Below are 13920 nucleotides of genomic sequence, written 5' to 3'. Positions count from 1 at the left end.
CCATGGCTCTCGACCACCGGCTCTCCGCCGAACACGAGGAACTGCGCCGCACCGTCGAGCAGTTCGCGAACGACGTCGTCGCGCCCAAGATCGGCGCCTACTACGAGCGGCACGAGTTCCCGTACGACATCGTGCGGCAGATGGGCGAGATGGGCCTGTTCGGGCTGCCGTTCCCCGAGGAGTACGGCGGGATGGGCGGCGACTACCTCGCCCTCTGCCTGGCGCTGGAGGAGCTGGCGCGGGTGGACTCCAGCGTCGCCATCACTCTGGAGGCCGGGGTCTCGCTCGGCGCGATGCCGATCTTCCGCTTCGGTACCGAGGAGCAGAAGCGCGCCTGGCTGCCGAAGCTCTGCTCCGGCGAACTGCTGGGCGCCTTCGGGCTGACCGAGCCGGAGTGCGGCTCGGACGCGGGCGGCACCCGCACCACCGCCGTGCTGGACGAGGAGCGCGGCGAGTGGGTGATCAACGGCTCCAAGTGCTTCATCACCAACTCGGGGACGGACATCACCGGGCTGGTCACCGTCACGGCCGTCACCGGCCGCAAGGAGGACGGCTCGCCCCGGATCTCCACCGTGATCGTGCCCTCCGGCACCCCCGGCTTCACCGTGGCCGAGCCCTACTCCAAGGTCGGCTGGAACGCCTCGGACACCCGGGAGCTGTCCTTCTCCGACGTGCGCGTCCCGGCGGCCAACCTGCTGGGCGAGGAGGGCCGGGGCTACGCCCAGTTCCTGCGCATCCTGGACGAGGGCCGGATCGCCATCTCGGCGCTCGCCACCGGGCTGGCGCAGGGATGTGTGGACCAGTCCGTGGAATACGCCAGGACCCGCACCGCGTTCGGACGCCCCATCGGCACCAACCAGGCGATCCAGTTCAAGCTGGCCGATATGGAGATGCGCGCGCACACCGCGCGGGTCAGCTGGCGGGACGCGGCCTCCCGGCTGCAGGCGGGTGAGCGGTTCAAGAAGGAGGCCGCGCTGGCGAAGCTGTACTCCTCCGAGATCGCGGTGACCAACGCGCGGGAGGCCACGCAGATCCACGGCGGGTACGGCTTCATGAACGAGTACCCGGTGGCGCGCATGTGGCGGGACTCCAAGATCCTGGAGATCGGCGAGGGCACCAGCGAGGTCCAGCGGATGCTGGTGGCCCGGGAGTTGGACCTGCCGAGGTAACGCCGGACGGCTCGCGGTGACCCGGCCGGGGAAGCCGGGTCACCGCCCCGACCACCCCACGGATCAGTTCCTCACGGCCACACGGATCCGTGGGACGTCGGATACTCGTTCCCATGGCGGAGATTCTTCAGCGGACGGGCTCCTGGACCTTCGACGGCGACACCCTGCGCATAGTCCCCGGCAGCGGCAAGCAGGTGCAGCCGTTACGGAAGTCGCTCGGCGAGGTCGCCGTGCCGCTCGCCGCGATCAGCGGGATCTCCTTCGAACCGGGCGGCAGGAAGCCCGGACGGCTGCGGCTCCGGATGCGGCGCGGCGCCGATCCGGTCACGGAGGTCGCCGGGACCAAGCTGCCCGACGCCTCCGACCCGTACCAACTGCCGGTGGAGCGGGACCGTTCCGGCGCCGCCGAGTACCTCGCCGACGAGGTGCGTTACGCGCTGCTGCTGGAGCAGGTCCCCGTCAACGAGCCCTGTGACCGGTTCCTCCTGCCTGGCCCAGCCATCCCGATCACCGCCAACGGCACCGACGGCAGCGCCACCTTCGACGGCGAGCACGTCCAGCTCACCTGGAACTGGATGGCGGAGGACACCAAAACGACGGCGGGCTCCCGGAAGATCGCCCTCGACGACCTGCGCGCGGTGGAGTGGACCCCGGCTATCGGTCTGGAGCACGGCAGCGTCCGCATCCATCCCGTGGGGGACCAGCCCGCGCTGAAACCGGAGCACGACCCGAACTGCCTGCTGCTCTGGGGAATACGCCAGGCCCGCGAGACGAGCGACGCGGTCCTCTTCGCCGCCGCCGTCACCGCGTGCCTGCCCCATCCGCACGCCCCCACCCCCGAGAGCGCCCCCACCGGCGAGGCGGCACAGCCGAAGGCGCTGGAGGACGGCGGCGCGTCCGGCGAGGAACACGACGTACTCCTGCGGCGCCTGGAGGGGCTCGCCAGACTGCACCGCGGTGGGGTGCTGACGGACGAGGAGTTCAGCGCCGCCAAGCAGGCCGTCCTCAGCCACTTCTGAACCATCCCGCCCCACCAGCCGACAGGAACCCCGCCCCGTCTCCCCGCCGGCCTCCCCCGCGTCGCTCCTCCACCCCTCCACCAACGGCACCTATCACCCATAACGACGCACACCCCGGACAGCGCTCCACTAAGCCGCAACACCGCATCAGACTTCCGATACCACCCATATCCCCCCACCGCACGCACCCTCTCCGAGCGATATCGCACACACCTGCCCGAAAGCGGGCAGATTTCTTGCTATCTCCCCCGCCGAACGTCGAGTATCGAGGGATGCCTTCGGCCCACCCGTCCACCCATGACGACCTCATCGACCACCTCGCCCGCTCGACCCCCCTCCAGCGAGGCGAGGCGGCCCGGGTCGTCCTGGACGTTCTGGCGTACTTCAGCGAACCGGCCGAGGAGTTCGTCCGTCGGCGCCACCGCGAACTCCAGTCCCGGGGGCTGACGAACACAGTGATCTTCGAGCGCATCGCCAGCGAACTCCCACACCGCGCGGTGGCGCCACCGGAGCTGTCGACACGGCAACTGCGCCGCATCGTGTACGGCTGAACGACCGGAGGCGGCCCGGCCGTCCACACCCACGCCCGTCCCACCCAACCAGCCCGGCCCCGCCCTCGGGCCCACCCCGACGGCAGAGCGCCCCCGACAGGCCACGGGCACCCCACGGGGCGCGAACACGGGGCACCGACATGACCGGACCACCGGGACCGAACGGGATAATCCCGAAACAGCGAACCCGACGAACACGGTGAACACCGCGAACACCGTGAATTACCGCGAACGCCGTGTACGGGGCAAGCACAGCGAGAAGAACAACCAGGGCAGATAACCCAAGTAGGACAGACAGAACGAACACCGCAGGCAGAGCAAGCAACGACCGTAGGTAGAGCAAGCGGACCAGCACGGCGGGTAGCGCGCGTACGGCGCGTCACCGCGCCGGATCGGGGTTCTCGGCGGGCGAGCACGCCCAGGTCGAGCCGGGCCCGTCAGCACCACCGTCACGTCGAGGGAGAGGCAGGCAGAACAGCATGTGCGGAATCGTGGGGTACATCGGCAAACGTGAGGCCGCTCCGCTGCTGCTGGAGGGGCTCCAGCGGCTGGAGTACCGAGGCTACGACTCGGCCGGTATCGCCATCCACAGCAGCGGCACCGGCCGGAGCGCGGGCCTCAAGACGGCCAAGACCAAGGGCCGGGTGCGGGACCTCGGCGACCGGCTGCCGAAGCGGTTCGCGGGCCGTACCGGCATCGCGCACACCCGCTGGGCGACCCACGGGGCCCCGAGCGACACCAACGCCCACCCCCATCTGGACGCCGACGAGAAGGTCGCCGTCGTCCACAACGGGATCATCGACAACGCCTCCGAGCTGCGGACGCGGCTGGGTGCCGAGGGGGTGACGCTGGTCTCGGAGACCGACACCGAGGTGCTGGCCCACCTCATCGCCCGCTCCGAGGCGGACTCGCTGGAGGCGCGGGTGCAGGAGGCGCTGCGGCATGTCGAGGGCACGTACGGCATCGCGGTGCTGCACGCCGACTTCCCGGACCGCGTCGTGGTGGCACGCAACGGTTCGCCCGTGGTGCTGGGCATCGGCGAGCACGAGATGTTCGTCGCCTCGGACGTCGCGGCCCTCGTCTCGCACACCCGTCAGGTGGTCACCCTGGACGACGGCGAGATGGCCACCATCACCGCCGACGACTACCGCACCTACACCACCGAGGGCTCGCGCACCTCGGCCGCTCCGGAGACCGTGGAGTGGGCCGCCGAGTCCTACGACATGGGCGGTCACGACACCTACATGCACAAGGAGATCGCCGAGCAGGCCGAGGCGGTCGACCGGGTGCTGCGCGGGCGTATCGACGACCGGTTCGCCACCGTGCACCTGGGCGGGCTCAACCTGGACGCCCGCGAGGCGCGCACCATGCGCCGGGTGAAGATCCTCGGCTGCGGCTCGGCGTACCACGCGGGGATGATCGGCGCCCAGCTGATCGAGGAGCTGGCCCGGATCCCGGCGGACGCCGAGCCCGCGAGCGAGTTCCGCTACCGCAACCCGGTGGTCGACCCGGACACCCTCTACATCGCGGTGAGCCAGTCCGGCGAGACCTACGACACCCTCGCCGCCGTCCAGGAACTCAAGCGCAAGGGCGCACGGGTGCTCGGGGTGGTGAACGTCGTGGGCTCCGCCATCGCCCGGGAGGCGGACGGCGGCGTCTACGTCCACGCGGGGCCCGAGGTGTGCGTCGTCTCCACCAAGTGCTTCACCAACACCGCCGTGGCCTTCGCCCTGCTCGCACTGCACCTCGGCCGCATCCGCGACCTGTCCGTCGCGGACGGCAAGCGGATCATCGCCGGGCTGCGCAGGCTGCCGGAGCAGATCGCCCAGATCATGGGCGAGGAGGACGGGATCGAGGCGCTCGCGCAGGATTACGCGAAGGCCCAGAGCATGATGTTCGTGGGCCGGGTCCGGGGCTTCCCGGTGGCGCTGGAGGCGTCGCTCAAGCTCAAGGAGGTCTCGTACATCCACGCCGAGGCGTATCCGGCCTCGGAGTTGAAGCACGGGCCGCTCGCGCTGATCGAGCCCGCCGTGCCGACGGTCGCGATCGTCCCGGCCGACGAGCTGGCGGACAAGAACCGCGCCACCCTGGAGGAGATCAAGGCCCGCAGCGGCACCATCCTGGCCATCGCGCACGAGCAGCAGGAGAAGGCCGACCACACGCTGGTGGTCCCGCGCAACGAGCCCGAGCTGGACCCGGTGCTCATGGGCATCCCGCTCCAACTGCTCGCCTACCACACCGCGTTGGCGCTCGGCCGGGACATCGACAAGCCCCGCAACCTCGCCAAGTCCGTGACGGTGGAGTAGCGACGACCCGGCCGCCCGGCCGCTCCGGCGAACCCGGCGGGGCGGCGCTGGCACGGCCCTGGGCCGCACGGTGGGGGACGCACGGTCGCGGGACGGCACCCGGCCCCGTGGCGTCCAGGCGGTCAGCTGACCGTCGAACGCCCGCTCCCACGGACCCGGTTGACGCTCCACGGCCCCGCCGCCGGGACGGGCGGGGCCAGGGCCGGAGAAAGCGATAGGCGGAATCCCGCGCAGGCCACCAACTGCGCGGGATCCCGCCTCCCCTGTGCCGGCGTCGCCCATTACGCCGGCGGTGGGCTGCTGGACAGGACCGTCACCTCCTGCCCGGCAGCACGCCTCACGTGCGGTCGCCGCCCGGTGGCGGGCGGCCCTGCCTGCTATATGCCCCTCCTCACAAGCGCACAACCCACCTGCGCGCACCGCGAGTTGGACACGCCTCCGGTTCCGGTACCACCCGGCGGCGCCCCCGGGAGAACCGGGACGTCAGAGGCCCGGGGGACGGTTGGGATCTCCCCGGTCCGAACTCCACGACGAAAGCGGAACGCCTGCCTCAACGCCGCGCACCCCCGTACGCCCCACCGTCCACCGAACCGACACCCAACGAACCGCACCCCGACGGGCGATGACGGACCGGCGATGGCGGCCACGAGGAGCGCGAGCACCGGCGGACGGGCACGGAGAGCGGATGGGGCGAACGAACCCGGCGAACGGGCACGGAGAGCGGACGGGGGCGGAGGGGACGGACACCGAACGCCCCGGCGGGGAACCGGCGTTGGGCGCACGGAGGCGCCAACGGCCCCACACGACCCGGGGAGCACGGCGAGGCGCGGCTCAGGGGATGACGACCACGGGGCGCTGGGCCCGGCGCGCCAGCCGTCCGGCGACCGAGCCGAACATCCGCCCCACGAGCCCCTGCGTCGAGCCGACGACGATGGCGTCGGCCTCGTACTCCCGCCCGACCTCCTCCAGTTCGTGGCAGATGTCGCCGCCGCGCTCCACCAGGATCCAGGGCACCTCGGCGAGATGGTCGGCGCAGGCCAGCTCCAGTCCGAGCACCTCCGTCCGGTGGTCGGGCACCTCCACGAAGACCGGCGGCTCGCAGCCCGCCCAGACGGTGGTGGGCAGCCGGTTGGCGACGTGGACGATGATCAGGCCGGAGCCGGAGCGGCAGGCCATGCCGATGGCGTAGGCGAGGGCACGTTCGCTCGACGTGGAGCCGTCGAACCCCACGACGACTCCGTGCTGGAACGCCGGATCGACGGAGTGCCGCTCGTCCTCCGCCGTCTCATGCTGGGCCGTCGGATCAGCAAGCTGCTTGCGGTCCGCTGGGTCGGGAATCTCGTGTCCGGCCATGGCTGTCTCGACGAAGGGCTGCCTCTGCGTGGAGGGAACGGATGAACCTGCCGGATCCGTAGGACCCGCGCGAACTCGCACGAGTCTGTTCGGACCTGAGAGCTTCTGGTGTTGTCGCTGACCACCTGGTGGTGGGTTCTTACGGCTGTGCGGTGAAGCTGGGGCGGGGGAACAGCCGCGGGACGGATGAAACACCCCAACCGGGCTGTTACCCCCAGAGTACGGTCGCACTCCTCCCATGCCCAGGCTTCCGCCGAGGGCCCGGGGAAGCGGACCGGACCCGGAGCATGCCCCAGCAACGGGCGGCACGCAACGTACCGCCGTGCTCCTTACAGCCCATCCACCGCCCTCCCGCGGCCCGGCGGGGACACGAGGCGCCCGCGACACCGCTCCGACCGGCGCCGCGCCGTCGACTCCCCCGGCACGTCCCGGCGGCCGTCCACCGAGGCGCCAGCGGACGCTCCCCGCACCCCGGAGCGCCAGACACCCGCGCCCGCCGCGCGCCCGCCGGGCCCCCGCCCACGCGCCGAGCCGTCTCCCGTCCGCCCGGCGGCCTCGCGCGCGCCGGTGGCACCTCGGGCCCGCACCGGGCCGCCGGGGGCGGTCAACCGCTGACGGAGGGCCGCACGCCCCCTCCCGGCGGGCTTTCCGTCATCTGTTCCCATCGGAGGACCCCTCCGGGCTGGGTGAGGCGGACACTCGGGGCCGAGCGGTGGACACGGAGTGTCACCAACTCGGGCCGCACGGAGGCCGGATGCGGCGCGCGGGGAAGAGCGGCGGGGCCGCTCGCTCGCGGAGGGTGCGGCTCCCGTCACGGAGTGCGGCCACCACCCGCGTACGGCCGGGGCGGCGGACCCTCTCGCAGGTCCGGGCGGCGGAGGCGAACCCGGGACGGGAGGCGGCCGACGACGGGAGCGGAGGCGGGGCCACCCGCCCACGGGTAACCGGAACCTCCCGGAGGCGCGATGGACGCGCGGCGGGGGACGCCGAGTTGGCGTTACGCAGTGTCGGCGCGAAACGTCGCAGAGTACCCCGACACCCGGGTCGGAGCACAGGGCAGGCGCAGAGGAGCGCCGGGGGCGCACGGGGTTCGATGTCCAGAACGTGCAACTGAACCCCCGTTATTTTCAGCCAACTTACAGCCAGCGAAACCCAGTTCCGGAATCCTTGCCCCCACACCCTGTCACCAGGAATGAAGGGAGCGAGGGGCGCGTGTGCGCCGTACGAGGGCGGGGCATGCACGGCATGCGCACTTCCCAGCGGGCCCGCCGGATGAAACGCTTCGTGATCGAATGCTTTACGCCAAGTTCCCTTATCGACATAGCGTCGGGTGCCGAACTTGCATCGCCGGGCTCGTCCGACCCAGTAGATTCGATCTTGGCTATCGCTGCGGGGGAGATGTGTATGGACCGAGAGGAACGCGACAATTGAGGGGGGCTTAGTTCCAATGAGCCAGGACTCCACGAACGGCCCAGTTGAGACCCGCAAGCTGGCCGCGCGCCGACGGCGCGAGATCGTGGCGGTGTTGCTCTTCAGCGGCGGTCCCATCTTCGAGAGCTCCATCCCGCTCTCCGTCTTCGGTATCGACCGCCAGGACGCGGGAGTTCCTCGCTACCGCCTGCTGGTGTGCTCGGGCGAGGACGGACCACTGCGTACCACCGGCGGGCTCCAACTGAGCACGCCCTTCGGGCTGGAGGCCATCGCGCGAGCGGGGACGGTGGTGGTGCCCGCCTGGCGCTCCATCAGCCAGCCGCCGCCGGCGGCCGCGCTGGACGCGCTGCGCCGCGCGCACGAGGAGGGCGCCCGCGTCATCGGGCTCTGCACCGGGGCCTTCGTACTCGCCGCCGCGGGGCTGCTGGACGGCCGCCCCGCCACGACCCACTGGATGTACGCGCCGACGCTCGCCAAGCGCTACCCGGCGGTCCACGTCGATCCGCGCGAACTGTACGTCGACGACGGCTCCATCCTCACCTCGGCGGGTACCGCCGCCGGGATAGACCTCTGTCTGCACGTGGTGCGCACGGACCACGGCGCCGAGGCGGCGGGCGCGCTCGCCCGGCGGCTCGTCGTCCCGCCCCGGCGGGGCAACGGCGCGGAGAGTGGCGGGCACCCCCGGCACCTCGACCGTTCATTACCAGAGGAGATCGGGGCCGATCCGCTCGCCGAGGTGGTCGCCTGGGCGCTGGAGCACCTGCACGAGCAGTTCGACGTGGAGACGCTCGCCGCCCGCGCCTACATGAGCCGCCGCACCTTCGACCGGCGCTTCCGGTCGCTGACCGGCAGCGCCCCGCTCCAGTGGCTGATCACCCAGCGCGTACTCCAGGCCCAGAGACTCCTGGAGACCTCCGACTACTCGGTGGACGAGGTGGCGGGCCGCTGCGGCTTCCGCTCCCCCGTCGCGCTGCGCGGGCACTTCCGCCGCCAGCTGGGGTCGTCCCCAGCCGCCTACCGGGCCGCCTACCGGGCCCGACGCCCGGAGGGGAACACCGCGGAGGAGTACCGCGGCGCGGAGCCCCCGGCACCGGTGGGGCCGGAGCCGGGCAGACCGGTGAGCCCGGTCGGCGCGGTGGGACAGGTCACCCCCGGACGGCCCGAGTCCGCCCGGGAGCACCGGGAGGTACGGGACATCCGGGACCTGCGGGAAGCTCGGGAGCACCGCGGTGAGCTGGGCAAGCCGGAGTCGGACAGCTACGCACCCCGGCTACCGGGGCAGCGCGGTCACGCGCCCGGCTGACCGTCGTAGGGTGAGCGCATGAACGATCGCATGGTGTGGATCGACTGCGAGATGACGGGGCTCTCGCTGTCCGACGACGCGCTCATCGAGGTGGCCGCGCTGGTCACCGACTCGGAGCTGAACGTGCTCGGGGAGGGCGTGGATGTGGTGATCCGCCCGCCCGAGGGGGCGCTGGAGGTGATGCCCGAGGTGGTGCGCGAGATGCACACCGCCTCCGGGCTGCTGGAGGAGCTGCCCTCGGGCACCACACTGGCCGACGCCGAGCGGCAGGTGCTGGAGTACGTCTGCCGGCACGCGCCCGACCCCCGCCGGGCGCCGCTCTGCGGCAACTCCGTGGGCACCGACCGTGGTTTCCTCGCCCGGGACATGGCGGAGCTGGAAGCGCACCTGCACTACCGCATCGTGGACGTCTCCTCGATCAAGGAGCTGGGGCGCCGCTGGTACCCCCGCGCCTACTACAACAGCCCGAAGAAGAGCGGCAACCACCGGGCGCTCGCGGACATCCGCGAGTCGATCGCCGAGCTGCGCTACTACCGCGAGGCGATCTTCGTCCCGGACCCCGGCCCGGACTCGGAAACCGCCCGGCGGATCGCCGCGCGCCACCAGGTCCGCCCGGCCGGGGCCTCCGGCTGAGGGCGTTCCGCGCCACCACGGCGGGGGTTTCCCGGTCACCGGGAAACAGGTGCGCGAGCAGTCCCACGAACCCTGTACACTCGTAGCCGCCGGTGAGGGAAGCCCCAGGGAATCCCCGTCACACCGGTCGTGGTGGATGTAGCTCAGTTGGTAGAGCACCTGGTTGTGGTCCAGGATGTCGCGGGTTCAAGTCCCGTCATTCACCCTTCGCCGAGAGGCCCGTGATCCGCGGATCACGGGCCTCTTCGCTGTGCGCGGTGGCCACACGGCCGCCGCCCGCGGCCTGGCCCTCGAGCGAACTCCGGCGAGGGCGACGATCAGGAACCGAGTGCGGAAGCGACCACCCCCTGTCCCAGACCATCCACGGCACACGGTCCGACCAGGCAATACCGGGCACCATCGGAAACCTCACGGCCGAGACCGTTCAGGATGGGATACGGGGCCAGGAGGCCCGGGCGGAGGGGTCCTGGAGCGCCGAGGAAGAGGTGGCTCCGTCAACCGGCCTCACCCAAGTCCATAGCCAGTCGCCACGGGCTGCCGTGGTGCGTCGTGCGGGCCGCCGTGGACACCGGCGCGCCGCCGCGTTCCAAGAACTGCCGCCCCGGAACCCGACTTCCGCGTACCGACGACCAGCCGACCGACGAGATGGTCTTCCCCGAACACGAGGAGTACCAGCACATTCGCCACCGCATCGAGGATCCGGGAGCACGCGACCTCGCAGACCGGCTCGTCGGTACGGGCATGGCGCTGGGGACAAGCCACCGCACTCCAGGTCGGCGATCTGAAGCTCCAGGGGGCCCTCGCCCACAGCGAGCGTCCAGCGAGCCTGGAGAAGAGCGCCCAAGGACTTGGAGCGGTCCTTCTTCCCCGGCCCTCCGAGGGACCAGAAGGCACGCCGCCCGGTGGCCCTGGCACCGATCCCTTGGACAACCCGGTGCCACTCGCGGGGATCCCGGGAGAACGAACTTGACACCACGTCACGGCTGAGCCGCTCAGCATCCCGGTCTGGTCCGCATACTTCGACCACACCATCCCGACGAGGCGCGTGTGGCCTTCACCGAGCGACTCCTTGACAGCCTGGATAACTGCTTCGCCACCGCATCCCTGGGACGCCCGTCTGGTTCGCCTCCAGGCCGAAGGCCGAACGCGGGTTGCCCTGGCCAGACTGGCCCGGTCAGTCGGTGGTGACGATCAGCGGGCAGCTGCGTGTCGGATGGTTGGTGACGAGCACCTCCTGGCGGTAGACCCTCTTGATTCGTTCGGCGGTGAAGACGGTGCTGGGTGGGCCGTCGGCGACGACCTTGCCGTCGTGGAGCATGATCACGCGGTCGGAGTAGGCCGAGGCGAGGTTCAGATCGTGTAGCACGACCACCACGCAGGCACCGTCGTCGCGCAGTCGGCGGGCGTGGCGCAGCACGGCCTCCTGGTGACGCAGGTCCAGGGCCGCGGTCGGTTCGTCCAGCAGCACGATCGGGGTTGTCTGGGCCAGGGTCCGGGCGAAGGCGGTGCGAGCCATCTCGCCGCCGGAGAGGGTCTGCACGTCGCGGCGTCGCATGTGGCTGACCTCCGCGGCGTCCAGACTCTCGGAGACGACCTTCTCGTCCGTGGCCGGGTCGGAGGGGTGGGAGAGCCGTGCCAGGTGAACGACTTCCTCGACGGAGTAGGAGAAGCGCACCAGATGGTCCTGCGGCAGCACGGCTCGCCGCAGGGCCAGTTCCTTGGGCCGGTAGGTCCGCACCGGGGTCCCGTCCAGCAGCACCTGGCCGCGGGTGGGTTCCAGGTCCCCGGACAGGGCGGCGAAGACCGTGGTTTTGCCAGCCCCGTTGGGGCCGACCAGGGAGGTGAGCTCGCCGGGGCCGATGTCGATGTCCAGGTTCTGGAGGATGTGGTTACCGGCCAGGACCACGTCCACGCCTGAGGCGGCCAGTCGCCCGGTCACGCGCGCATCTCCGTGCGGCGGTGGAACAGCAGCCAGAGGAAGAACGGGCCGCCGACCAGACCGGTGAACAGACCGATCGGGACCTCCGAGGGCGGATTCAGGGTGCGGGCACCGATATCGGCCATCACCAGCATGAGCGCCCCTCCCAGGGCGGAGATCGGTAGCAGCCATCGGTGGCCGGGGCCTACCAGCAGCCGCACGATGTGCGGAACGACCAGGCCGACGAAGCCGATCGAACCGGCCAACGCGACTGCCGCGCCGACCACGAGGGCGGTGGCGACGATGAGCAGGATGCGGGTGCGCTTGACGTGCAGGCCGACGTGGTGTGCCTGACGTTCGCCGAGGGCGAGGACGTCCAGCGATCTGGCCAGGCACAGCACCGTGACCATGCCGGTGACGTAGAGCGGCAGTCCGGTCACGAGGGTCGTCCAGGAGGCCCGGTTGAGTGAACCCATCGACCAATACGTGATGGACTCCAGCTCGGTCGTGTCGGCGATGTAGGTGAAGAATCCGTTGGCCGACCCGGCGATCGCGGTGATGGCGATGCCCACCAACAGCAGCTGGACGGTGCCGCGTCCCTGGCCAGGGCGTGCCAGGACGTAGATCAGCCCGGTGGTGGCCAGTCCGAAGACGAAAGCCATGCCCGGCACGGTCCAGCTGCCGAAGATGGTCAGGCCCAGCACGATGGCGGTGATCGCACCGAGGGAGGCTCCGGCCGTGACGCCGATGATGCCGGGATCGGCCAACGAGTTGCCGAACAGGCCTTGCAGGGCGGCACCGGAGATGGCCAGGGCGGAGCCGACCAGGGTCGCCAGCAGCACGCGGGGGAAGCGGATCTCCCAGACCACGTTGACTTCGGCCACCGAATAGCCTGCCGCCTCGCCGATCCCCACCTTCGAGGCAATGATGTCGAGGACGTCCAGCGGTGCCAGCCTCAGGGGCCCGATAGCCACGCCAGCCACCAGCCCGACCAGCAGGAGTGCCGCGAAGATCCCCAGCACCAGCGGCCCGTGCGGGCGGCGGACGATGCCCTCGATCTCCTGGTTCTCGGCGGGGGATGATGACTCTTCCTCGACGGCGCGCGCCGCGGCGGCTTCCGACGTGGTCATGCGTCGGGGGAAAGCTGGGACTGCAGGTCGAGGATCCCCACGCCGGCGCTGACTCCGCCGCCCTTGATCCGCATGTCCTCCATGATGATCAGGGACTTCGTCTGGGCGGCCGGGGTTCCGCGCAAGCCTTTTACCCGGTCCCAGACGCCATCCTTGCCGCCTAGGTCATCGATCTCCGCGGCGGCTACGACGATGGCTTCCGGAGCGGCGGAGGTCAGGCCTTCGGCCGTGATCGACTGGTAACGGTCCAGCCCGGACTCGGCCCCGGTGTTCAGCCCACCGGCCTTGACGATCACCTGGTGGGCGGGGGTCTGCTCGCCGGCGGCTGTGGTCGCGCCGCTGTCACCCGCGCCGCTGGAGGAGAGGACCATCACCCGCGGGCGTTTGTCGACTCCCTTGAGACGGGCCGCGGCCTGGTCGAACTGTTTCTGGACCCGACCTCCGAGTTTCTGGCCGGCCTCGGGCACGCCGAGCACCTCGGCGGTGTCGCGGATCTTCTCCGGGGCCGACTGTGTGCCATCGATCAGCGTGGCAGGGATTCCGGCGTCCTGTAGACCTTCGATGACCTCAGCGTGCCGGGTCATGTTGGTGCCGATCACCAGCGTCGGCTCCAGGGCGACGACGCCCTCGACGGTCAGGCTGCCCCGGCCGGCCATGGTGATCCGTTCCTCGGCGTGGGCGGCGGCGTCTTCGACGAGGGAGGTATCGGGGGCGATGCCTATGGAATCGGCCATGCCGAGCGCGTCCATGATCTCCATGGTGGCGTCGTCGAGCACCATCACCCGGTCCAGGCTGGAGACCTTGATCTCGACGTCGTCGTCGCCGGTGAAGGTCACTGGCAGCTGCGGCTCGCCGGCATCGACCGAGGGCACCTTGGCAGCCGTACCGCCGCTGGTCGCCTTCCTGGAGGTGGCCTCGCCCGACGCCTCATCAGTGGTGGCCGAGGACCCGCAGCCGGCCACCGCCGCGAGCAGGGCCAGCAGAAGGGCTGGCAACAACAGACGGTATGAGGTTCGGGTCACGTTCTCTCCTCGGAAGACACGGATGTGGACGATCGGCCAGCCCGAAACGCATGGGAAGACCTCGGCAACCGCTCCGCCCGTAGGT

Annotated in this window: 10 protein-coding genes and 1 tRNA gene; 7 read left to right on the top strand and 4 right to left on the bottom strand. The window is 70.9% G+C overall.

The window, feature by feature from the left end:
- Nucleotides 1–2 precede the first annotated feature (2 nt).
- From E0L36_RS01750 to glmS, 4 genes are all read left to right on the top strand, one after another.
- A complete protein-coding gene (locus E0L36_RS01750) occupies nucleotides 3–1169 on the top strand; it encodes an acyl-CoA dehydrogenase family protein (RefSeq protein ID WP_180927074.1) in 1167 nt (388 codons plus the stop codon).
- A 113-nt stretch (nucleotides 1170–1282) separates the two neighbouring features.
- Complete coding sequence (locus E0L36_RS01745) at nucleotides 1283–2188, top strand: DUF4429 domain-containing protein (protein WP_180927073.1); 906 nt, start codon at nucleotides 1283–1285, stop codon at nucleotides 2186–2188.
- A 272-nt stretch (nucleotides 2189–2460) separates the two neighbouring features.
- Entirely contained in the window at nucleotides 2461–2739 is a 279-nt protein-coding gene (locus E0L36_RS01740) for a hypothetical protein (RefSeq protein WP_180927072.1), read from the top strand.
- Nucleotides 2740–3218: 479 nt separating this feature from the next.
- Nucleotides 3219–5045, top strand: coding sequence for a glutamine--fructose-6-phosphate transaminase (isomerizing) (glmS, locus tag E0L36_RS01735; RefSeq protein ID WP_180927071.1), 1827 nt, complete (start codon nucleotides 3219–3221; stop codon nucleotides 5043–5045).
- Nucleotides 5046–5876: 831 nt separating this feature from the next.
- Here glmS and E0L36_RS01730 read toward each other — a convergent pair.
- Nucleotides 5877–6398: a universal stress protein gene (locus E0L36_RS01730; RefSeq protein ID WP_180927070.1), complete on the bottom strand. Its 522-nt coding sequence runs from the start codon at nucleotides 6396–6398 to the stop codon at nucleotides 5877–5879.
- A gap of 1447 nt (nucleotides 6399–7845) precedes the next feature.
- On the opposite strand from E0L36_RS01730, the gene E0L36_RS01725 reads away from it, so the two are divergent.
- The 3 genes from E0L36_RS01725 to E0L36_RS01715 all read left to right on the top strand — a co-directional run bounded on the left by E0L36_RS01725 (nucleotide 7846) and on the right by E0L36_RS01715 (nucleotide 9970).
- Nucleotides 7846–9132 (top strand): helix-turn-helix domain-containing protein, encoded by a 1287-nt coding sequence (locus E0L36_RS01725; protein WP_180927069.1) that lies wholly within the window; start codon nucleotides 7846–7848, stop codon nucleotides 9130–9132.
- An 18-nt stretch (nucleotides 9133–9150) separates the two neighbouring features.
- The gene (gene orn, locus E0L36_RS01720; RefSeq protein WP_180927068.1) at nucleotides 9151–9765 is read left to right on the top strand and encodes an oligoribonuclease; all 615 of its coding nucleotides are present in this window, start codon (nucleotides 9151–9153) and stop codon (nucleotides 9763–9765) included.
- Between the two features lie 132 nt (nucleotides 9766–9897).
- Nucleotides 9898–9970 (top strand) — tRNA-His (locus E0L36_RS01715).
- A gap of 969 nt (nucleotides 9971–10939) precedes the next feature.
- Here the strand turns inward: E0L36_RS01715 and E0L36_RS01710 are convergent.
- Genes E0L36_RS01710 through E0L36_RS01700 form a run of 3 tightly spaced genes read right to left on the bottom strand, consistent with a single transcriptional unit; the run spans nucleotide 10940 to nucleotide 13835 of the window.
- Nucleotides 10940–11704 (bottom strand): heme ABC transporter ATP-binding protein, encoded by a 765-nt coding sequence (locus E0L36_RS01710; protein ID WP_180927067.1) that lies wholly within the window; start codon nucleotides 11702–11704, stop codon nucleotides 10940–10942.
- A complete protein-coding gene (locus E0L36_RS01705; protein WP_180927066.1) occupies nucleotides 11701–12813 on the bottom strand; it encodes an iron ABC transporter permease in 1113 nt (370 codons plus the stop codon). Before E0L36_RS01705 ends, E0L36_RS01710 begins: the two co-directional genes overlap by 4 nt.
- Nucleotides 12810–13835: an ABC transporter substrate-binding protein gene (locus E0L36_RS01700; protein WP_180927065.1), complete on the bottom strand. Its 1026-nt coding sequence runs from the start codon at nucleotides 13833–13835 to the stop codon at nucleotides 12810–12812. The genes E0L36_RS01705 and E0L36_RS01700 overlap by 4 nt, the downstream gene beginning before the upstream one ends.
- Nucleotides 13836–13920 lie beyond the last annotated feature (85 nt).

The organism is Streptomyces sp. AJS327 (assembly GCF_013450295.1).
Lineage (GTDB): Bacteria > Actinomycetota > Actinomycetes > Streptomycetales > Streptomycetaceae > Streptomyces.
This window is presented reverse-complemented; position numbering and strand designations above follow the sequence as displayed.